Source organism: Amycolatopsis nivea, assembly GCF_004522235.1.
Taxonomy (GTDB): Bacteria; Actinomycetota; Actinomycetes; order Mycobacteriales; family Pseudonocardiaceae; genus Amycolatopsis; species Amycolatopsis nivea.
In genome coordinates, this window is record NZ_SDLT01000077.1 from 1 (window position 1) to 19,751 (window position 19,751).

22 protein-coding genes are annotated in these 19,751 nt (G+C 68.6%); 19 read left to right on the forward strand and 3 right to left on the reverse strand.

The annotated features are described in order from the left end of the window. Positions 1-78 precede the first annotated feature (78 nt). A complete protein-coding gene (locus EIZ44_RS43280; RefSeq protein WP_037817404.1) occupies positions 79-603 on the reverse strand; it encodes a hypothetical protein in 525 nt (174 codons plus the stop codon). Positions 604-836: 233 nt separating this feature from the next. On the opposite strand from EIZ44_RS43280, the gene rpmE reads away from it, so the two are divergent. Both rpmE and prfA read left to right on the forward strand, forming a co-directional pair. After that, positions 837-1,064 (forward strand): 50S ribosomal protein L31, encoded by a 228-nt coding sequence (rpmE, locus tag EIZ44_RS43285; RefSeq protein WP_037817406.1) that lies wholly within the window; start codon positions 837-839, stop codon positions 1,062-1,064. 81 nt (positions 1,065-1,145) lie between these two features. Next, a complete protein-coding gene (gene prfA / locus EIZ44_RS43290; protein WP_037817408.1) occupies positions 1,146-2,216 on the forward strand; it encodes a peptide chain release factor 1 in 1,071 nt (356 codons plus the stop codon). 95 nt (positions 2,217-2,311) lie between these two features. On the opposite strand, the gene EIZ44_RS43295 is transcribed toward prfA, so the two are convergent. Both EIZ44_RS43295 and EIZ44_RS43300 read right to left on the reverse strand, forming a co-directional pair. Next, the gene (locus EIZ44_RS43295; protein WP_037817409.1) at positions 2,312-3,085 is read right to left on the reverse strand and encodes a TIGR03619 family F420-dependent LLM class oxidoreductase; all 774 of its coding nucleotides are present in this window, start codon (positions 3,083-3,085) and stop codon (positions 2,312-2,314) included. Next, the gene (locus tag EIZ44_RS43300) at positions 3,082-3,819 is read right to left on the reverse strand and encodes an alpha/beta fold hydrolase (RefSeq protein WP_134734499.1); all 738 of its coding nucleotides are present in this window, start codon (positions 3,817-3,819) and stop codon (positions 3,082-3,084) included. Before EIZ44_RS43300 ends, EIZ44_RS43295 begins: the two co-directional genes overlap by 4 nt. A gap of 56 nt (positions 3,820-3,875) precedes the next feature. On the opposite strand from EIZ44_RS43300, the gene EIZ44_RS43305 reads away from it, so the two are divergent. The 17 genes from EIZ44_RS43305 to EIZ44_RS45025 all read left to right on the forward strand — a co-directional run bounded on the left by EIZ44_RS43305 (position 3,876) and on the right by EIZ44_RS45025 (position 19,720). After that, complete coding sequence (locus tag EIZ44_RS43305; RefSeq protein WP_037815386.1) at positions 3,876-4,220, forward strand: MerR family transcriptional regulator; 345 nt, start codon at positions 3,876-3,878, stop codon at positions 4,218-4,220. Between the two features lie 75 nt (positions 4,221-4,295). Then, positions 4,296-5,162 carry a peptide chain release factor N(5)-glutamine methyltransferase gene (gene prmC / locus EIZ44_RS43310; RefSeq protein WP_037815384.1) on the forward strand — a complete coding sequence of 289 codons (867 nt, stop codon included), beginning with the start codon at positions 4,296-4,298 and terminating at the stop codon, positions 5,160-5,162. A gap of 511 nt (positions 5,163-5,673) precedes the next feature. Continuing rightward, a complete protein-coding gene (locus tag EIZ44_RS43315; protein WP_134734500.1) occupies positions 5,674-7,686 on the forward strand; it encodes a M6 family metalloprotease domain-containing protein in 2,013 nt (670 codons plus the stop codon). Positions 7,687-7,801: 115 nt separating this feature from the next. Next, the gene (locus EIZ44_RS43320; protein WP_037815381.1) at positions 7,802-8,998 is read left to right on the forward strand and encodes a hypothetical protein; all 1,197 of its coding nucleotides are present in this window, start codon (positions 7,802-7,804) and stop codon (positions 8,996-8,998) included. Positions 8,999-9,106: 108 nt separating this feature from the next. Then, on the forward strand, positions 9,107-9,757 hold the full coding sequence (locus EIZ44_RS43325) for an L-threonylcarbamoyladenylate synthase (RefSeq protein WP_037815380.1): 651 nt from the start codon (positions 9,107-9,109) through the stop codon (positions 9,755-9,757). Between the two features lie 91 nt (positions 9,758-9,848). After that, positions 9,849-11,006 carry a glycosyltransferase family 4 protein gene (locus EIZ44_RS43330; protein WP_037815379.1) on the forward strand — a complete coding sequence of 386 codons (1,158 nt, stop codon included), beginning with the start codon at positions 9,849-9,851 and terminating at the stop codon, positions 11,004-11,006. Positions 11,007-11,057: 51 nt separating this feature from the next. Then, positions 11,058-11,558: a Cg1360 family ATP-synthase-associated protein gene (locus EIZ44_RS43335; RefSeq protein WP_037815377.1), complete on the forward strand. Its 501-nt coding sequence runs from the start codon at positions 11,058-11,060 to the stop codon at positions 11,556-11,558. Positions 11,559-11,942: 384 nt separating this feature from the next. Then, positions 11,943-12,728, forward strand: coding sequence for a F0F1 ATP synthase subunit A (gene atpB, locus EIZ44_RS43340; protein ID WP_037815375.1), 786 nt, complete (start codon positions 11,943-11,945; stop codon positions 12,726-12,728). Positions 12,729-12,786: 58 nt separating this feature from the next. Next, positions 12,787-13,041, forward strand: a complete 255-nt coding sequence (locus tag EIZ44_RS43345; RefSeq protein ID WP_037815373.1) for an ATP synthase subunit C-like protein — start codon at positions 12,787-12,789, stop codon at positions 13,039-13,041. Between the two features lie 28 nt (positions 13,042-13,069). Further along, positions 13,070-13,624: a F0F1 ATP synthase subunit B gene (locus tag EIZ44_RS43350; RefSeq protein WP_037815370.1), complete on the forward strand. Its 555-nt coding sequence runs from the start codon at positions 13,070-13,072 to the stop codon at positions 13,622-13,624. 6 nt (positions 13,625-13,630) lie between these two features. Then, positions 13,631-14,455, forward strand: a complete 825-nt coding sequence (locus EIZ44_RS43355; RefSeq protein WP_037815368.1) for a F0F1 ATP synthase subunit delta — start codon at positions 13,631-13,633, stop codon at positions 14,453-14,455. A 54-nt stretch (positions 14,456-14,509) separates the two neighbouring features. Further along, positions 14,510-16,147: a F0F1 ATP synthase subunit alpha gene (gene atpA / locus EIZ44_RS43360; RefSeq protein WP_043832102.1), complete on the forward strand. Its 1,638-nt coding sequence runs from the start codon at positions 14,510-14,512 to the stop codon at positions 16,145-16,147. Between the two features lie 11 nt (positions 16,148-16,158). Further along, on the forward strand, positions 16,159-17,097 hold the full coding sequence (locus EIZ44_RS43365; RefSeq protein ID WP_037815364.1) for a F0F1 ATP synthase subunit gamma: 939 nt from the start codon (positions 16,159-16,161) through the stop codon (positions 17,095-17,097). After that, on the forward strand, positions 17,097-18,524 hold the full coding sequence (atpD, locus tag EIZ44_RS43370) for a F0F1 ATP synthase subunit beta (RefSeq protein WP_037715400.1): 1,428 nt from the start codon (positions 17,097-17,099) through the stop codon (positions 18,522-18,524). Before EIZ44_RS43365 ends, atpD begins: the two co-directional genes overlap by 1 nt. Before the next feature lie 114 nt (positions 18,525-18,638). Next, on the forward strand, positions 18,639-19,004 hold the full coding sequence (locus EIZ44_RS43375) for a F0F1 ATP synthase subunit epsilon (RefSeq protein ID WP_037815362.1): 366 nt from the start codon (positions 18,639-18,641) through the stop codon (positions 19,002-19,004). A 27-nt stretch (positions 19,005-19,031) separates the two neighbouring features. Then, on the forward strand, positions 19,032-19,466 hold the full coding sequence (locus EIZ44_RS43380) for a DUF2550 domain-containing protein (RefSeq protein ID WP_134734501.1): 435 nt from the start codon (positions 19,032-19,034) through the stop codon (positions 19,464-19,466). Between the two features lie 83 nt (positions 19,467-19,549). Beyond that, the gene (locus tag EIZ44_RS45025) at positions 19,550-19,720 is read left to right on the forward strand and encodes a hypothetical protein (RefSeq protein WP_167754470.1); all 171 of its coding nucleotides are present in this window, start codon (positions 19,550-19,552) and stop codon (positions 19,718-19,720) included. The last annotated feature ends 31 nt before the right edge of the window (positions 19,721-19,751 follow it).

Below are 19,751 nucleotides of genomic sequence, written 5' to 3' on the forward strand. Positions count from 1 at the left end.
AGCCGCTTGACAAACAAAACCCAGGGATGTCTTCACGGACGTTTCTGCCGCACCGGGGAGGTGGCGCGGGGAGAAAGCTCAGTGGCGGGGGACGGCGGCCGGGGTCCAGCCGCGGTAGTTGTTGAAGTAGCTCGTGGAGCTGCCGTGGCCGATCTTGCCGCCGACGCTCGTGGCGTAGAAACCGCCGTTGCCGTCCGCGATGCCGACGTGGCCGTAGGCGCTGATGTTCCAGTACACGAACGAACCGGCGGGCGGTTTGCCGCTGGTGTGCTTCGGGCTGGCGCCGTTCCAATGTGCGTTGGCCGACGCCCACACCCCGGTGACGCCGTAGGAATTCTCCGCGGCCTTCTCGCAGTAGTGCTCCCACCCGGTGCTTCCGGCGTGCGCCTTGTACCAGGCGACCGCGCCGGCCGGGGTGCCGTCGCCCGCCCCGGTCAGGTTCGCCTCGGACAGCTCCGAGAACGTTCCGGCGGCGGGGTTCACGTCCGCCGCGGTGATGCCGCCGGAAGCATTCGCGGCAGGCGCGAAGACCGCGGCGGAAGCGGCGAGGGCGAGCGCCGCGGCCGGCTTCGCGAGCCGGGTGAGCAGGTCGGTCGTGCGCATGTCCGGACCTCCAGAAAGTGAGCGATTCACGAACTCGGCCAGCTTCACGCCAGCGGGTACAAAATCCGTACAATGCGAATGTCCTTCACTACCCACGGTCGCGACCGGCGGCGGAATACCTGGTCACCGGGGTGTGTTGAAGCCCTTGTCAGCACGTCTGGCAGAATGACCCGCTGAAGTCCGGCACCGGTTCACCCCGTACTGGGGACCCGGGGCCAACGAGAGAGGACACCATGAAGAGCGGTATTCACCCCGAATACGTGACCACGACCGTCACGTGCAACTGCGGGAACACCTTCGTCACCCGCAGCACGAAGGAGTCGGGTCAGATCCACGTCGAGATCTGCTCGAACTGCCACCCCTTCTACACCGGCAAGCAGAAGATCATGGACACCGGTGGCCGGGTTGCCCGGTTCGAGAAGCGCTACGGCAAGCGTCAGCAGAAGACCGACGCCAAGTAGCTTGTCCAACGGCGCCCACCCGCACGCCCGGGTGGGCGCCGTTGTTCTGTCCGGGCCTGTTCGCGAGAGGGAGACGGCGAAGTGGATTCGAGTTCGCTCAAGGGGCTGCTCGACGAGCACGCACAGCTGGAACAGCAGCTCGCCGACCCCGCGGTGCATGCCGACCAGGCCAGGGCCCGCAAACTGGGCCGCCGCTACGCCGAGCTGAGCCCGGTCGTGCGTGCGGTGCGCGAGCTGGACCAGACCCGCGACGACCTGTCCGCGGCGAAGGAGCTGGCGACCGAGGACGCGGCGTTCGCCGCCGAGGCCGAGGAGCTGTCGGCGAAAATCCCGCAGCTCGAAGCGAAACTCACCGAACTGCTGCTGCCGCGCGACCCGTACGACGGCTCCGACGTCGTCATGGAGATCAAGTCCGGCGAGGGCGGCGAGGAATCCGCGCTGTTCGCCGGCGACCTGCTGCGGATGTACCTGCGCTACGCCGAGCGGCACAACTGGAAGGCCGAGGTGCTCGACTCGACGGAGTCGGACCTGGGCGGCTACAAGGACGTCACGCTGTCGCTCAAGAGCAAGACCGCGGACGTCGAAGGCGTCTGGGCGAGGCTGAAGTTCGAGGGCGGCGTGCACCGGGTGCAGCGCGTGCCCGCGACGGAATCGCAGGGCCGCATCCACACGTCCGCGTCCGGCGTGCTGATTTATCCGGAACCGGAAGAGGTCGAGGTCGAAATCGACCCGAACGACCTGCGCATCGACGTGTTCCGCTCGTCGGGCCCCGGCGGGCAGAGCGTCAACACCACCGACTCGGCGGTGCGGATCACCCACCTGCCGACCGGGATCGTCGTGTCGTGCCAGAACGAGAAGTCGCAGATCCAGAACCGCGCGCGGGCGCTGCAGGTGCTGCAGGCCCGGCTGCAGCAGGTCGCCGAGGAAGAGGCCGCGGCGAAGGCGTCGGACGCGCGCCGTTCGCAGGTCCGGACGGTGGACCGTTCGGAGCGGGTGCGGACGTACAACTTCCCGGAGAACCGGATCTCGGACCACCGGGTGAACTACAAGGCGTACAACCTGGACCAGGTCCTCGACGGCGAACTGGACGGGGTGCTGGACGCGCTGGCCTCGGCCGACCGGGAGGAACGGCTCGCCGCTCAGTCGGGCTGACCAGCACCGAAATCGGTGCCAGGCCAAGCAATCCGAGCGGCGCGCTGTCCGTCCACAATGGAATCGGCGGCCGCGGTTTTCCTTGGGTCAGGCACTCACGAGGTCGCCGCGGCGAACGCCGTCATCCGTTCCTCGTATCCCTTGTCATCCCCGAAATGCACGGCCACCGCGTCCGCCCCGGCGTCCCGGTACGCACGGTAGGTCTCGACGGCAGTTTCTTCGTCGTACTGCTGCCTGGCGATCCGCCGCACGCGCCGCTCCGGGTCGAGCTGGGACAGCTTCGCGACCCGCTCCGCGAAAACCTCCGGTGAGAGGCCCGCGCTGAGCCATTGGTCTCCGGCCCGGACAGCTCGGCGCAGCGCGACCGTCGAATTCCCGCCGACCAGAATCGGGATCCGGCCCTCCGGCCGTGGTTCGAAATACCCGCCGGATCGGCCTCGTCCGGTGGTGAACAGCTGATCCAGCAACGAAAGCGTCTCGTCCAGCGTCGCGCCGCGGCGGGGGAAATCCGCGCCGATCTCCGCGAACTCCGGCTCGTTCCACCCCGCGCCGACGCCCAGCACCAGCCGGTGCCCGGACAGCCGGTCGATCGTCGCGGCCTGTTTGGCCAGCAGGTGCGGTTCGCGCAGCGGCACGATCACCACGGACGTGCCCAGCTGCACGCGTTCGGTCGCCGCGGCCAGATAGGCGAGCGTCGCCAGCGGTTCGTACACGCCGCCGAAGACCTCGCCGAACGGCTCGGGCGGCAGCACGTGGTCCGGCAGCCACACGGATTCGTACCCCAGCTCCTCAGCCAGCCGGGCGAGATCGGCGAGGCGGCGCGGGGTCAGGTCGGGGGACTCGTTCGGCAGGACCACCTGGCGGCTCATCGCAGCACCTTCCGGATCGCGGTGAGCCAGGCTTCCGGCGCTTCCTCGCCGATGCCGTGCCCGGATGCGATTTCGACCAGCTCCGCGCCGGGAATTCCGGCGGCCAACTCCTGCGAGTGCTTTGGCGGCACGAGGGAGTCCAGCGTCGTGGCGATCACCAGCGTCGGGACCGCGATCGACGCCAATTCCGCCCGGGTGTCGACCTTCCGGACCAGCTCGACCTGCTTCGCCGTCCCCGCGGGCACCGACGCGGCCAACCCGGCGACCGCCTCGGCGACCTGCTCCGGCGTCAGCGCGGCGAGGAACGGCTCGCTGACCGCGGTCAGCATCAAGTACTTGGCGAGCAGAGTGCGGTCGCCTTTCAGCAGCTCTGCCCACACATCCAGCGCCAGTTCCATCCGCGCGTCCGGCCGGGCGAAGCCCGCGGTGAGGATGAGGCCGGTCACGCGCTCGGGATGCCGGGTCGCCACGCGGATCGCGACGGCCGTGCCGAGCGAGTAGCCGAGCACGGCGAACTTCTCGACCCCGGCGTCGACGGCGGTCGCGACCAGCCCGTCGGCCAGTTCGTCGAGTGTGCCGCCCGCGACCGGGTAATCGGCCCCGACCACGGTGTGCGTGCGGGCGAGATCGTCCAGCAGCGGACCGAAATTGGCGGTCACGCCGCCGCCCGCGCCGTGGGCGAGCAGCAGGCCGGGGCCCTGTCCGGCGACGAGGGGCGCGAAATGTTCTGTCATGTTCGCGACGTTAAGGATTGACACCAGTGTGAAGGCCAGAAGCAGGAGAAAATCGGATGCTGATCGGCGAACTCGCGCAGCGCACCGGCGTCGCGCCGCGGCTGCTGCGGTACTACGGCGAACAGGGCCTGCTGGCCTCGGAGCGCAACACGAGCGGGTACCGGGTGTACGACGAGGAGGCCGTCGTCCGGGTGTGCCAGATCCGGAAACTGCTGGCCGCGGGCCTGACCACGGAGATGATCGCCGGGATGCTCGACTGCGCGAGCGGACCCGCCGCGCACCTCGACCTGTGCCCGGAACTGGTGCGCAGGCTGCGCGGGGAACTGGCCGAGGTGGACCGGCGGATCGGGGATCTCGCCCAGCGGCGCGAAGTCCTGTCCGGATATCTCGGCCAGGCGTGACCCCCGCGCGGCCGGGGGTCGATACGCTGGGCAGCACCCCCTCCGGGGGCAGTTTCGACGAGTGAAGGACGACCAGTGAATCGGCAGCCGCTGCGCCTGGCCATCATGGAGGCCACCCGGATCCTCACCGAGGCGGGCGTGGAATCGCCGCGGTCGGACGCGGATCTCATCGCCGCGCACGTACTCGGCGTCGAACGGGGCAGGCTGCCGATGGTGCCGCTGGTCGACCCGCCGGTGATCGACGCGATCGGCCAGCTCGTCGCGCAGCGCGCCAAGCGGATCCCGCTGCAGTACCTCACCGGCTGGGCCGCGCTCGGCAACATCACGGTCAACGTCGGCGCGGGCGTGTTCGTCCCGCGCCCGGAAACCGAACTGCTCCTCGAATGGGGCGTGAAGTTCCTCCAGGGCCGCGAATACCCGGTGGTGGTCGACCTGTGCACCGGGTCCGGCGCGCTGGCGCTGGCGCTCGCGCACGAACGCCCGGACGCGGTGGTCTACGCGGTCGACGTCGACCCGCAGGCGCTCGCCTGGGCCCGGCACAACGCCGACGTGCACACCGCGGCGGGCAACACCCCGATCCGGCTCTACTCCGGCGACATCGCGGATCCGACGATGTTCGCCGAACTCGACGGTCTCGTGGACCTGGTGCTCTGCAACCCGCCGTACGTCCCGGAGGGCACCCCGGTCCCGCCGGAGGTAGGCGAACACGACCCGGCCCGCGCGGTCTTCGCGGAGGAAAGCGGTCTGGCAGTGATCCGGCACGCGATCGCAGCCGGCGCGCGACTGCTGCGCCCGGGCGGCGGCCTGGCGATCGAACACGACGACACGCATGGCTCAGCGGTGCCCGCACTGGTCCGGGCGCGCCGGGTGCTGACCGGGGTGGAGGACCATCCCGACTACAGCGGGCGCGCGCGGTTCGTCACCGCTCGCCGACTGGGCTGAGCCCCGCTTCGCGCAACGCTCGTGAAGGGCTCCTTCACGGACGGTTGCGGGTCGTGAGGGGAACCCTGGGGGAATCTGCGTTCGTGAGGGTGGCCCTCACGGACCTTGCCGTGTCTGGATGTCCGTGAAGGGCTCCTTGAGGGAATCTACGTCCGTGAGGGAGCCCTTCACGGCCCGCAGGCGTTCGTGAGGGGAACCCTGCAGGAATCAGCGTCAGTGAGGGTGGCCCTCACGAACCTTGCCCTGCCCGGACGTCCGTGAAGGGCTCCTTGAGGGAATCTACGTCCGTGAAGGTGCCCTTCACAGCCCGCAGGCGTCCGTGAAGGAGCCCCTCACAGACTCCCCGCGTTGCTGCCCACCCCCCGCACTGGGCCATTCGCACCTTTGCCTTCGTCTTGCCCGACTTTCGTCGTGCGGCAGCGGGGTGGATTTCGTTCGCTCGCCTAACGATCACCGTTAGCGTCGGGCCTCGGGACCGCCGGGCGGACCGGCGGAGAAGTGAGGAGCGACGATGAGATCCCCCTTACCCCGCCGGATTCACCGCACTCGCACGAGGCGCGGCCGGGTCGCTGTCGTCGTGGCGGTCGCGGCGCTGGCTCCCGCGTTGCTCGCCGGGACCGCCGCGGCTGATCCGATCGGGCGGGGCTGGCCCGCGCCGCTGGACTCCGCGCACTGGGCCGACCAGGCGAGCATGACCTGGCAGGACTACCGCCACGTCCCGGGCACCAACTGGGCCGACCCGTCGCTCAAGCCGACCGTGCGCAAGTTCAAGGGCGCTGTCGTGCTCGCCGACTACCCGGACGCCGATTTCGTGGTCACGAAGCCGCCGCATTCGACCGTCTTCGGCAATCCGTCGCCGTCGGCCAGCAATCTGCCGCGCGAGAAAGTCGCGCAGCATTACCAGGATTTCCTCAACAAACCCGAAACCCTCAACCACGGCCACACCATCAACGAGTACTGGATGGAGGACTCCGGCGGCCGGTTCGGCGTCGACCTCACCGCGTTCGGCCCCTACCGGATGCCGGGCAAATCCTTCGAGTACGGCATGGAAATGCAGCCGCAGGACTGTCCGGCGGACGCCGACTGCACCCGGGACCTGCGCAAGGACGCGGGCGACGCGTGGCGCGCCGACGTCGGTCCGGTCGCCGACCAGTTCGACTTCGTCTTCTTCCTTTCCGCGGGCCAGGACGAAAGCTCGACGTGGCAGGAATTCGGCGAGATGAAATTCGGCTCGAAGGAGAACGTGCCCGCCGAATTCGGCCCGCCGGGCAGCAAACCGGGCGACCAGAACTGGGCGCACACGCGGTACGTGCCGTGGACGTCGTGGGCGTCGGCGTCGACCATCTGGCCCAACGCGGCCAACGGATCCTCGACGCAGGCGGAAAGCTCCGGCCAGGGCGTGTTCGCGCACGAGTTCAGCCACATCCTCGGCATCGGCGACAACTACAACAACCCGTTCGGCGATCCGCCCCGCCGGTCCTACACCGGACCGTGGGAAATGTTGTCGCGCGGCAGTTTCAACGGTCCCGGCGGCCCGCACACGCGCTGGCAGATCCCGGCGACCGAAGGCGGTTCGATGGGCGCGCACCACATGCTGCGCAACAAACTCAAGCTCGGCATCGTCGATCCGAAGTCCGTCCTGAACCTCGACCGGAACCAGCTCGCCACGACCGGTCCGGTCACCGCCCGCGTGACCGCCCGGGAGGCGGTGCCGGAGCAAGGCGCGTACGCGGGCATCACGATCGCGCTCACCGGCGGGGACCGTTCGCCCAAGTGCGATCCGGCGAAGGACCCGAAGTGCGACGGCGGCGGATATGACCACTACAGCGTGGAGGTCGTCGACCGGATGGGCTCGGACTCGTTCGCCCCGGACTCCGGTGTCCTGCTGGCCAAGACCAAGAGCCGCGACGCCGCGCCGTTCGAATGGATCGTGGACGCGAACCCGCAGGACATCGGCCTGACCGACTACGTCCGCCCGGACGGCACCCCGGTCAAGATCACCGTCGGCGACTATCGGCAGCTCAACGACGCCACGTTCAAGGCGGGCACCGGCGCGTCCAGCGGTTACGAGTACACCGACGAGGCCAACCGGTTGCATTTCCTCGTCACCGACCTCGACCGCGACAGCCGCGGCGTGCTGTCGTACACGGTCACCGTCGCGTCGCTCGACGGCGCCGGACCGCAGGCGCGCGGCGCGTGGTTGTGGCCCGCACTGCCCGCGTTCGCCCGCGGCGGCCTCGCTACCTGCGACTTCCGCCTGTCGAACCAGGGTTCGGCACGCGGCGCGGCAGCCCCGTACGACCAGGACACCTACCGGCTGACCGCGTCCACCGACACCCGCGGCTGGGAAGTCCGGCTCCCGAACGCGTTGACCACCGCCAAGTTCGGCGGCTCGACGCAAATCCAGGCGTACGCGAAACGCTCGGCGGGCGCACCACACACCGCGCGTGTACGGCTGACCGCGACGTCGATCGCCGACCCGGCGAAGACCACGACGACCGCCTGTACCGCGATCGGGTTCTGAGTCACGAAAGGCGTCATCCGTCCGAACGGCGGATGGCGCCTTTCGACCGGGTTGCCCTCTATCGAGCGACCCCCTACCTTGAGGCGGCCGAACAATCAGACTTCTGGGGGAGTCCATGTTCTTGCGTCATCGCATCACCGCCGGCTGCGGAGCGGCGCTCATCGCCGCCAGCGCGCTCACCGCGAGCGCCACCAGCGCGTCCGCCGCCGCCGGACCGACCACCCTCCCGGCCAGCGAATACACGCTGACCTCGGACTACCACAAATACGACGCGGTCTACTCCGGCCTCGCGGGGAAGCTGCACACCGTGCCGGTGCACACCGTCATGGACAACGCGAACCACGACCGCCAAGCGCTGCCGTCCACCTTCAAACCGGCCGGGCTCACCGGCGGTTTCCGGTTCGACGACGGCGACAACAGCGACTGCACCAATTACCCGCAGGGCATCACCACCAGCCGCGACGCGGTCGGCGGCGACAACGGCGGCAACTACGACGGGCACCAGCTCGTCGCGGTCAGCTGGTACACGCGCGACAAATGCGGCGGCAAACAGGTCCGCAGCCGGATCACGCTCGCCGACTGGGACGCGACGTACCCGAACAAGTACCGCAAGATCCTGCTCGTCGAACCGACCGGCACCAACGCATCGCCGAACTACAAGGACATCCCGATCCACGCGGGCGGCGTCTCCTGGTACGGCGACTACCTGTACGTCGCCGACACCGGCGGCGGCATGCGGGTCTTCGACATGCGCAAGATCCTCGAGGTCAACTCGGGCGGCACGGCGGACCAGATCGGCCTGTCCGGCGGCCAGTACTACGCGCACAACTACCGCTACGTGCTGCCGCAGGTGGGCACGGTCGCCGCGCACACGACGTCCGGCACGAACCTGGTCTGGTCGAGCATCTCGCTGGACCGGGTCAGCAAGTCGATCGTGATGACCGAGTACACCTGCAAGGCCGACTGCACCGACTACCCGAACCGCGCCCCGCGCGCGGTGCGCTTCCCGTTCGCCTCGGGCGCGACGACGTTCGCGGCCTCCACGACGGCGAGCCAGGCGCTGAAGCTGCCCTGGTACAACCTCAACGGCGTCGCCTCGCACAACGGCCGCTGGTGGTTCAACTCGTCCGCCGCGAAGCAGCTCTACTACTGGACCCCGACCGCAGGCCCGGCCACGCACTCCTGGGTGAGCAGCGGGGAGAGCATTTCGTACTGGGAGGACCCGAAGGACGCGGATCTGCTGTGGTCGCTGCAGGAGGGCGCGGGAAACCGCAACGTGTTCGCGGTGAAGCAGGCCAGTTACGGCGCCTGACCGCTGACTGTCCGTGAGGGGAACCCGCATTGACTCTGATTCCTTCAGGGTTCCCCTCACGTACCTCGGCAGGGCCCGCCCGGGGTGGCGGGGGATAGGCTTCGCGGCATGAGTGCGGTCTACGACTGCGGCAAGCGCGAATCCCGAGCCGAAGGCCTGTCCGCGGCGGCCGCCGCGGTGCGGTCGAGCCGGCTGGTCGTCCTGCCGACGGACACGGTGTACGGCATCGGTGCGGACGCGTTCGACTCCGGCGCCGTCCAGGCGTTGCTGCGGGCGAAGAACCGCGGCCCGGACATGCCGGTCGGTGTCCTCGTCGGCTCCTGGTCCACTGTGGACGGTCTGGTGCTCGGCGTTCCGCCGCAGGCGCGGGCGCTCATCGAGGCGTTCTGGCCGGGCGACCTTTCGATCGTGCTGCCGCACGCGCCGAGTCTGCAGTGGAATCTCGGCAACTCGCGCGGCACGGTGATGCTGCGGATGCCGCTGCATCCAGTCGCGCTCGAGCTGCTGCGCGACGTCGGCCCGATGGCGGTGTCGAGCGCGAACGTCTCCGGGCGTTCGCCCGCTTCGACCGTCGAAGACGCGCAGGAGCAGCTCGGCGATTCGGTGTCGGTGTACCTCGACGGCGGGTCGAGCGGGGAAACGGTGGCTTCGTCCATCGTGGACCTGACCGGCGACAAGCCGCTGGTGCTGCGCGAGGGCGCGGTCACGAAGGCGGCCATCGCCGAGGTGATCGGCGTCGCCGAGGAGACGCTGGACTGAGCCGCGGAAGTGACTGCCGTTCACCGTGGCCGCACGCGGGCGCGGTAGCGTGGCGCGGTGACTCCGACCTCCCGGCGGGCGTGACGCGGTCATGCCTGTAGTCCAAGGACTTCTCCCGATCCGGGAGTACTTGCTCGTCGCGCTGACCGCGACCGCGGTGACCTATCTGCTGACCGGCGTCGTGCGGCGCGTGGCCATCCGGATCGGCGCGATCGCCAACCCCCGCGCGCGCGACGTGCACGTCAAGCCGATCCCGCGGATGGGCGGCGTCGGCATCTACCTCGGGATCGCCGCCGCGATGGGCCTCGCGCACCAGCTTCCCGCGCTCAGCCACGGTTTCGACGTCTCCTACGACGCGGTCGGCGTGCTGCTCGCGGCGGGCGTCATCTCGCTCATCGGCATCCTGGACGACCGGTTCGAACTCGACGCGTGGACGAAGCTCGCCGGACAGGTCATGTGCGCCGGGATCCTCGTCATCTTCGGCGTGCAGTGGGTGTCGTTCTGGGTGCCGTGGGGCGGCAACGGCGATTCCATCGGCTCGGTGCTGGTGCTGGACAAGAACCAGGGCGCGCTGCTGACCGTCGTGATGGTCGTGGTGATGGTCAACGCGATGAACTTCGTCGACGGCCTCGACGGGCTGGCCGGCGGGCTCGGCTTCATCGCCGCGGCGGCCACCTGCGCGTTCTCGATCGGCCTGCTCGACAACGCGGGCGGCGACTTCGGCGCCTACCCGCCCGCGCTCATCGCCGCCGCGCTCGCCGGGGCCTGTCTCGGTTTCCTTCCGTACAACTTCCAGCCGGCCAAAATTTTCATGGGCGACTCCGGATCGATGATGATCGGGCTGATGCTCGCCGGGGCCACCACGTCGGCGAGCGGACGGGTCAACTACACCCGGTTCTCCGCCTCGGACGCGCTCGCCCTGCTGTCCCCGCTGGTGGTCGTCGTGGCCGTGCTTTTCGTGCCGGTGCTCGACCTCGTGATGGCCGTCGTCCGGCGCACGCGGCGCGGGCAGAGCCCGTTCGCCGCCGACAAAATGCATCTGCACCACCGGCTGCTGGAAATCGGCCATTCGCAACGGCGCGCGGTGCTGCTGATCTATTTGTGGGCCGGAATTCTCTCTTTCGGAGCGGTCTCCATCACGATTTTCGACAGCCCGGTCGTGTTCTGGGCGATTGCCGCCGCACTGGTGGTCGCGGTGCTCGTTTCTCTCGTGCCGCGACTGCGTTCCCGGCACCGCCACGGCGTCTGAGCCCGCGGGCGGTCTATACTGGCGGGTCGAACCGAACGAGGAGCGATTGCAGTGAGCGACACCGAGACGCCGGAGACGACGCCCGAGACGTCCCAGGCCACGGCTCAGGCCAAAGCTGCGTCCTCCGCGGAGAACCCGCACGCCGCTCCGGTGCGCCAGCTCGCGCGCTCGATGACGCGCGCCTCGCTGCTGTTCACGCCGCCGTTCATCCTGGTCTGCATTGTGCTTTTCACCGTCCTCAACGGACTGCACGGCTTCCTCGGCGCCCTGGTCGGCGGCGTGCTGGCGATGGTCGCCTCGCTGTCGACGCTGGGCATGATGAAGGTATCCGCCGGACAGGACCCCTCGCTGGTGATGCTCATCGCTCTCGGCGGTTACGCGGCGAAGGTCATCCTCCTGTTCCTCGCGCTCACTCTGCTCAAGGGCGTCACCGTGCTGCACCCGCTTTCCCTCGGGATCACGATGATCGTCGCCATTCTCGTAGCGGCCGCTGTGGAGTTCGCGACATTCCGCAAAGCGCGTATCCCGACCATCATTCCCGCCTCGAATTGACGGATTCGGGACAAGGGTCCCAGCCGGATCCGGGACTTAGGTCCTGGACCGTTCGGCTGGTAAGGAGTACGCCTGTACGGCAGTGATTGACCTGCTGGTATGGTCCGCGTCATGGGTGGCGGCCTCGGCCGCGCACTCCCGACGACGAACCGCGATCAGCAGTGTGGCGACCGGATGGTTCCGCCTCTCTCACCGGCTGGTCCGAAGTAGACCGCAGGGCAGTGTTCACGCGAGACATCCCTCGAGCGCAGACCGGTGTTTGGCTCCGCGCACGGTGGGTACCGCCGCCTCCGGCGTCCCGATGCGTATCGGGTACGTTAAGTCCAGATCGTGACGATTCCCCCGGCGGAGTGAACGCCGGCCGGGAGAACCGGGAGGAGCCCAGTGGCCGCGCTGGTACTGACCGAGGGTGCGACCTTCGCGCCCCCTGGCGCCGAAAGCTTTGAGCTGCCGCCGTTGTTCGGCTTCGTCACGAAGCCGATGCTCCTGGTGGTGCTCTCGGTGATCATCATCGCGGGGTACTTCCTGCTGGCGACGCGCAAGCTGAAGGTCGTTCCGACCAAAGGCCAGTTCGTGGCCGAAGGCATCTACGACTTCGCGCGCAACAACATCGCCCGCGAGCAGATCGGCTCGAAAGACTTCCAGCGCTTCGTGCCGGTCATCTTCGCGTTGTTCACCTTCATCCTGCTGAACAACCTCTACGGGGTCATCCCGTTGCTGCAGTTCCCCACCATGGCGCGGTTCGGGTTCCCGATCGCGTTGTCGGTGCTCGTGGTCTACCCGATGTACCACTACGCCGGGATCAAGAAGCACGGCGTCCGCGCGTACTTCAAGAAGGAGCTCGCGCCCGCCGGGGTCCCCGGTCCGGTGCTTCCGCTGTTCGCGGTGATCGAGTTCGCGGAAAAGTTCTTCCTCAACCCGCTCACGCTCGCCATCCGTGTTTTCGCCGCCATGTTCGCGGGTCACCTGATCCTGGCGGTCTTCACCCTCGGCGGCACCTTCCTGCTGACCGAGACCTCGAGCATCGCGCTGAAGCCGGTGTCGCTGGTGGCGTGGATCTTCGCCATCGGCCTGACGTTCCTGGAGGCGTTCATCCAGTGCCTCCAGGCGTACATCTTCGCCCTGCTCTCCGCGGGGTACATCGGCGCCGCGCTGGCGTCGGAGCACTGAGAACACCTAAAGACCCCGATCCGCGTGAGTGCGCGGACCGAAGTGAAGGGAAACGCACGTGAGCAACATCGTTCTGGCCCAGCAGGCCGCCGAAGCCGTCAGCATCAACAAGGGCCTCGCCGCGATCGGCTACGGCCTGGGCGCGATCGGCCCCGGCATCGGTGTGGGCCTGATCTTCGCCGCGGTGATCAACGGCACCGCGCGCCAGCCGGAGGCCCAGAGCAAGCTGCAGGGCATCGGTTACGCCACCTTCGTGCTCACCGAGGTGCTGGCCCTGATCGGTATCGTCATCTACTTCATCGCCTCCGCCTGAGTCGTCCGCTCTCGCGTAAGGAGACGTTGTGCTGAAGACCGAAGTGGTGCTAGCGGCAGAAGCCCACAACCCGATCGTTCCGGAACCCTCGGAACTGATCCTCGGCATCGTCGCCTTCCTGATCCTGCTGTTCATCCTCAAGAAGTACGTCGTCCCTCGTTTCGAGAAGACGTACGAGGAGCGGGCGCAGAAGATCGAAGGCGGGATCGAGAAGGCCGAGAAGGCTCAGGCAGAGGCCGAGAAGGCGCTGTCGGAGTACAAGGCGCAGCTGGCGGACGCCCGTTCCGAGGCCGCGAAGATCCGCGACGACGCCCGGCTCGAAGCCGAGCAGATCAAGGCGGAGCTGCGGGAGCAGGCCGAGGCCGAATCCCAGCGGATCGTGGCGCAGGGCCACGCCCAGCTGCAGGCGCAGAAGGCGCAGATCGTCGCCGAGCTGCGGGCCGAAATGGGCCGCAACGCGGTCGAGCTGGCCGGCCGGATCGTCGGCGAGTCGCTCGAGGACGAGGCGCGCCGTCGCGGCACCGTCGACCGGTTCCTCGCGGAGCTGGACACCGCCGGTGCCACCAACGGAGCGGGGAAGTAACCAGAGATGACGCTGCATGCTGCGAGCCGTGAAGCGCTCGACCTCGCCGAGCGCTCGCTCGGCGAGGTGCTGGCCGGAGCGGGCGCTGACCCCGCGAAGGTCGGGGACGAGCTGCTCTCGGTCGTCGACCTCCTTGACCGCGAAATCGGCCTGCGCCGCGCGGTCGGCGATTCTTCGGTCGCTCCGGAGAGCCGCCAGGGCCTGGTCCGCCGCCTGTTCGACGGAAAGCTGAGCGAGCAGGCCCTGAAGGTGCTCGACACCGTGGCGGGCAGCCGCTGGTCCAGTCCCCGCGAGCTGGTGGACGGGCTCGAGTCGGTCGGCCGTTCGGCGCTGCTCACCGCCGCCGAAAAGGCCGGGAACATCGAAACCGTCGAGTCTCAGCTGTTCCAGGTCGCGCGGATCGTCGCGGGCGCCCCGGAACTCGAGGCGGCGCTGTCCGACCTGAGCGCTCCCGCCGACGCGAAGCGGACCCTGGTCCGCGGGCTGTTCGCGGGCAAGGTCGACGCGGTCGTCGAGACCCTGGTCGAGCAGGCCGTGCAGCGCGCCAAGGGGCGCGGCATCGGCAACGGGCTCGACAAGCTGGTCGCGCTGGCCGCGGAGCGGCGCGAACGCTCGGTCGCGTACGTGACCTCGGCGAACGCGCTCACCGACGAGCAGCGGGCCCTTCTCGGGACCAAGCTCGACGGCATCTACGGGCGGCCGATCGCGCTGCACGTCGAGATCGACCCGGCACTCGGCGGCGGCCTCGTCGTCCGCGTCGGGGACGAGGTCATCGACGGCAGCACCTCCGGGCAGCTGGCGGCGGTGCGCCGCACGCTGAGCCGGGCCTGAGCGGCACAACAGACTTTGCACACTGGACAGAACAGAAGCGAGAGCGGGAACGAAATGGCGGAGCTGACGATCTCCTCGGACGAGATCGCCCACGCGATCGAGAATTACGTCTCGAGTTACGCCCCTTCGGTGGAGCGGGAAGAGGTCGGCGTCGTCGCCGACGCCGGTGACGGCATCGCCCACGTCGAAGGGCTGCCCTCGGCCATGGCCAACGAGCTGCTCGAGTTCCCGGGCGGCGTCCTTGGCGTGGCGCTGAACCTGGACGCGCGCTCCATCGGCGCGGCGATCCTCGGCGACTTCGAGAGCATCGAAGAAGGCCAGCAGGTCAAGCGGACCGGTCAGGTCCTCTCGGTGCCGGTCGGCGACGGCTACCTCGGCCGGGTCGTCAACCCGCTCGGCCAGGCCATCGACGGCCTCGGCGAGATCGAGACCACCGGCCGCCGCGCGCTGGAGCTCAAGGCCGCCTCGGTGGTCGAGCGCCAGCCGGTGTCCGAGCCGCTGCAGACGGGCATCACCGCGATCGACGCGATGACCCCGATCGGCCGCGGCCAGCGCCAGCTGATCATCGGCGACCGCAAGACCGGCAAGACCGCGGTCGCGGTGGACACGATCATCAACCAGAAGGCCAACTGGGAGACCGGCGACCCGAAGAAGCAGGTTCGCTGCATCTACGTCGCGGTCGGCCAGAAGGGCTCCACGATCGCCTCGGTGAAGTCGGCGCTCGAGGACGCGGGCGCGATGGAGTACACCACCATCGTCGCGGCCCCGGCCTCGGACTCGGCGGGCTTCAAGTGGATCGCCCCCTACACCGGCTCGGCCATCGGCCAGCACTGGATGTACGAGGGCAAGCACGTCCTGATCGTGTTCGACGACCTGACCAAGCAGGCCGACGCCTACCGCGCGATCTCGCTGCTGCTGCGCCGCCCGCCGGGCCGCGAGGCGTTCCCCGGCGACGTCTTCTACTTGCACTCCCGTCTCCTCGAGCGCTGCGCGAAGCTCTCGGACGAGCTGGGCGCGGGCTCGCTGACCGGTCTGCCGATCATCGAGACCAAGGCCAACGACGTGTCGGCCTACATCCCGACGAACGTCATCTCGATCACCGACGGCCAGTGCTTCTTCCAGTCGGACCTCTTCAACGCCGGCCAGCGCCCGGCCATCGACGTGGGCATCTCGGTGTCCCGCGTGGGTGGCGCCGCGCAGGTCAAGGCGATGAAGAACGTCGCGGGCTCGCTGCGCATCGACCTGTCCCAGTACCGCGAGCTGGAGGCGTTCGCCGCCTTCGCCTCGGACCTGGACGACGCGTCGAAGGCGCAGCTGGAGCGCGGCGCCCGGCTGTACGAGGTGCTCAAGCAGCCGCAGTACTCGCCGGTCCCGGTCGAGGAGCAGGTCGCCACGGTGTACCTGGGCACGAACGGCTACTTCGACTCGGTCCCGACCGAGGACGTGCGCCGCTTCAACCTCGAGTTCCTCGACTCGGCGAAGCGCAAGCACGCCGAGGTGCTGGGCGCGATCCGCGACACCGGCAAGTTCGAGGACGACACCCGCGACGCGCTGATCGCGGCGGTGAACGAGTTCAAGAAGGAGTTCACCACCTCCGAGGGCAAGCCGCTCGAGTCGAACGCCGACGCGATGGCCGCCGAGAAGGTCGGGCAGGAGACCGTCAAGGTCAACAAGCCCGCCCCGAAGAAGTGAGCTGGTAGCCCATGGCCGCACAACTCCGGGAGCTTCGCTCGCGCATCAAGGCGACGAAGTCGATCGGCAAGATCACCAAGGCGATGGAACTCATCGCCACCGCGCGCATCACCAAGGCGCGCGCGAAGGTCGCCGCTTCCCGGCCGTACGCGGACGAGATCACCAAGGTGCTCTCGGCGCTGGCCGGCGCGGCGGCCAACCTCGACCACCCGCTCCTGGTCGAGCGCCCGAACCCGAAGCGCGCCGCCGTCCTGGTCGTCACCAGTGACAAGGGCCAGTGCGGCGGTTACAACTCGAACGTGCTGAAGGCGACCGAAGAGCTGCTTGCCCTCCTGAAGAAGGAAGGCAAGGAGGTCGACGTCTACACCACCGGCAGCAAGGGCCTGAACTACTACCGGTTCCGCAACCGCGCGGTGGCGGGCAGCTGGACGGGCTTCTCCGACCAGCCTGCCTACCCGGACGCGGTCACCGCGGCCGAGACGCTGGTGCAGTCCTTCAACGCCGGGGTCGACGACGCTTCGGGCAACGCGGACGGCATCACCGGCGTGGACGAGATCCACGTCGTCTACACCGAGTTCGTGTCGATGCTGACGCAGCGCCCGGTCGCCAAGCGCGTCGCGCCGCTGGAAGTCGAGTACTCCGACGGCGAGGACGAGAAGCCTGCCGGTCTGCTGCCGAGCTACGAGTTCGAGCCCAGCGCCGACAAGCTGCTCTCCGCGCTGCTGCCGAAGTACATCAACACCCGGCTGTACTCCGCGCTGCTCGAGTCCGCGGCGTCCGAACTGGCCGCCCGCCGCACGGCGATGAAGGCCGCGTCGGACAACGCGAACGAACTGGTGAACACGCTGACGCGGGAGGCGAACCAGGCCCGGCAGGCGCAGATCACCCAGGAGATCTCCGAAATCGTCGGTGGCGCGAACGCGCTCACCGCAGCAGGAAGTGATGACTGATGACCAGTACTGAAGCCCCGCGCGCCAAGGGGCGCATCGTCTCGGTGACCGGGCCGGTCGTCGACGTCGAGTTCCCGCGCGGTTCCGTTCCCGACCAGTTCAACGCGCTCAAGGTCGACATCGAGTTCGAGCAGCTGCGCAAGACGGTGACCCTCGAGGTCGCCGCGCACCTCGGCGACAACCTGGTGCGCACGATTTCGCTGCAGCCGCAGGACGGCCTCGTCCGCGGTGCGGAGGTCACCGACACCGGCGGCCCGATCACCGTCCCGGTGGGCGACAAGGTCAAGGGCCACGTCTACAACGCGCTCGGCGAGTGCCTCGACGAGCCTGGCTACGGCGAGGACCTCGAGCGCTGGGGCATCCACCGCAACCCGCCGCCCTTCGACCAGCTCGAGGGCAAGACGGAGATGCTGGAGACCGGCCTGAAGGTCGTCGACCTGCTGACCCCGTACGTGCAGGGCGGCAAGATCGGCCTGTTCGGCGGCGCGGGCGTGGGCAAGACGGTGCTGATCAAGGAAATGATCACCCGTGTCGCCCGGAACTTCGGCGGTACGTCGGTGTTCGCCGGCGTCGGCGAGCGCACCCGTGAGGGCAACGACCTCTTCCTGGAGATGTCCGAGGACGGCGTCATCAACGACACCGCCCTCGTGTTCGGCCAGATGGACGAGCCGCCGGGCACGCGTATGCGCGTCGCGCTGTCCGCGCTGACCATGGCGGAGTACTTCCGCGACGTCCAGAACCAGGACGTGCTGCTGTTCATCGACAACATCTTCCGGTTCACCCAGGCCGGTTCCGAGGTGTCGACCCTGCTGGGCCGCATGCCTTCGGCCGTGGGCTACCAGCCGACGCTGGCGGACGAGATGGGCCAGCTGCAGGAGCGGATCACCTCGACCCGAGGCCGTTCGATCACCTCGATGCAGGCGATCTACGTGCCCGCGGACGACTACACCGACCCGGCCCCGGCGACGACGTTCGCCCACCTGGACGCCACCACCGAGCTTTCCCGGTCGGTGTTCCAGAAGGGCATCTTCCCGGCGGTGGACCCGCTGGCGTCGACGTCGACGATCCTCGACCCGGCGATCGTCGGCGAGGACCACTACCGCGTCGCGTCCGAGGTCATCCGGATCCTGCAGAAGTACAAGGAGCTGCAGGACATCATCGCGATCCTCGGCATGGACGAGCTTTCCGAAGAGGACAAGCTGACCGTGCAGCGGGCGCGCCGGATCGAGCGGTTCCTGTCCCAGAACATGCTGGTGGCCGAGGCCTTCACGCAGATCCCGGGCTCCACGGTGCCGCTGGCCGAGACGATCGAGTCGTTCGACCGCATCACCAAGGGCGACTTCGACCACTACCCGGAGCAGGCGTTCCTGGGCATCGGCGGGCTCGAGGACCTCGAGAAGAAGTACCACGAGATCACCGGCAAGTGAGTGCGTGAGACCGGCGGGGGCACTGTCCATTGTGGACATCGGCCCCCGCCGTTCTCGTAACCGAAGCAAGACCTATTACACTCGGTGGTGACACCCCGAGCGAAGGAGTGCTACGTGGCTGAGATGTCCGTGGAGCTGGTTGCCGTCGAGCGCCGGCTCTGGTCGGGTACCGCCGCCTTCGTGGTGGCGCAGACCACCGAGGGCGAGATCGGCATCATGCCCGGACACGAGCCGGTGCTGGGCCAGCTCGTCGAGGGTGGCGTGGTGAAGGTGACCACGACGGACGGCGACGTGCTGACCGCGGCGGTGCACGGCGGGTTCCTGTCCGTGACCGCGACCGGGGTGAGCGTGCTCGCGGAGAGCGCGGAACTGTCCGACGAAATCGACGTGGCCGCCGCGAAGGCAGCCCTCAGCACCGGCGACGAGGCCGAGCGGACGAGGGCCTCGGCCCAGCTCCGCGCGGCTGGACAATCGGTCTGAGCGGACTAGACGGGCAGGAGCCGGGCCGTGCAGATCGCTGTGGTGGTGCTAGTGCTCCTGATCGTGCTCGTCGTCGTGGTCGGCTGGTACGGCCAGCGGTGGATCCGGATGCGCCGCGGCGGCGGCGTCAGCGTGGCGCTGCGGTGGCGTCCGGACAGCCCGCGGTCGAGCTGGCATCTCGGCCTCGGCCGGTACGAGGGCGAGAAGTTCGTCTGGTACCGCGTGTGGAGCCTGCGCACCGGCCCGGACCGCGTGTTCCAGCGGGAAAGCATGCAGATCGCCGACCGGCGGGACCCGTCGGGTTCCGAGGCGTACGCGGTGCCTGAGGGCTCGACGGTGCTGCGGTGCGAGTCCTCGGGCCAGGAAGCGATCGAGATCGCGATGGGACCGGGCGCGCTGACCGGGTTCCTGTCGTGGCTCGAATCGGCCCCGCCTGGTCGAAGGCTGCCGCGGGCTTCGTGATTTTGCCGGCCCGCCATCGTGTCTCCACGATGGCGGGCCGTTTGCTTCTCGTGCGCCGGGTCGACCGGCGCTACGCTGGGAACATGGACGCCCGAGAACGGGAAGACCGCGCGCGCCGGTGGCAGACCCTGCCTAAGCCGGTGCGGCTTGAGGAGCTGACGGTGGCCCAGGCTGTCGAGCCAGGCCACGATTCGACGTGGGACGTCGATTACGAGCGCTACTGGGCTGCTCAGGAAGCTAACTGGGCCCGGTAGTCAGAGCACGGAGCGGACGATTTCGGCGAAC

What these genes read in the sequence shown, in the direction of transcription:
- EIZ44_RS43280 (WP_037817404.1), bottom strand. Translation starts at nt 603, where the DNA reads ATGCGCACGACCGACCTGCTCACCCGGCTCGCGAAGCCGGCCGCGGCG.
- rpmE (WP_037817406.1), top strand. Translation starts at nt 837, where the DNA reads ATGAAGAGCGGTATTCACCCCGAATACGTGACCACGACCGTCACGTGC.
- EIZ44_RS43295 (WP_037817409.1), bottom strand. Translation starts at nt 3,085, where the DNA reads ATGAGCCGCCAGGTGGTCCTGCCGAACGAGTCCCCCGACCTGACCCCG.
- EIZ44_RS43300 (WP_134734499.1), bottom strand. Translation starts at nt 3,819, where the DNA reads ATGACAGAACATTTCGCGCCCCTCGTCGCCGGACAGGGCCCCGGCCTG.
- EIZ44_RS43305 (WP_037815386.1), top strand. Translation starts at nt 3,876, where the DNA reads ATGCTGATCGGCGAACTCGCGCAGCGCACCGGCGTCGCGCCGCGGCTG.
- EIZ44_RS43315 (WP_134734500.1), top strand. Translation starts at nt 5,674, where the DNA reads ATGAGATCCCCCTTACCCCGCCGGATTCACCGCACTCGCACGAGGCGC.
- EIZ44_RS43320 (WP_037815381.1), top strand. Translation starts at nt 7,802, where the DNA reads ATGTTCTTGCGTCATCGCATCACCGCCGGCTGCGGAGCGGCGCTCATC.
- EIZ44_RS43325 (WP_037815380.1), top strand. Translation starts at nt 9,107, where the DNA reads ATGAGTGCGGTCTACGACTGCGGCAAGCGCGAATCCCGAGCCGAAGGC.
- EIZ44_RS43330 (WP_037815379.1), top strand. Translation starts at nt 9,849, where the DNA reads ATGCCTGTAGTCCAAGGACTTCTCCCGATCCGGGAGTACTTGCTCGTC.
- EIZ44_RS43355 (WP_037815368.1), top strand. Translation starts at nt 13,631, where the DNA reads ATGACGCTGCATGCTGCGAGCCGTGAAGCGCTCGACCTCGCCGAGCGC.
- atpA (WP_043832102.1), top strand. Translation starts at nt 14,510, where the DNA reads ATGGCGGAGCTGACGATCTCCTCGGACGAGATCGCCCACGCGATCGAG.
- EIZ44_RS43365 (WP_037815364.1), top strand. Translation starts at nt 16,159, where the DNA reads ATGGCCGCACAACTCCGGGAGCTTCGCTCGCGCATCAAGGCGACGAAG.
- atpD (WP_037715400.1), top strand. Translation starts at nt 17,097, where the DNA reads ATGACCAGTACTGAAGCCCCGCGCGCCAAGGGGCGCATCGTCTCGGTG.
- EIZ44_RS45025 (WP_167754470.1), top strand. Translation starts at nt 19,550, where the DNA reads ATGGACGCCCGAGAACGGGAAGACCGCGCGCGCCGGTGGCAGACCCTG.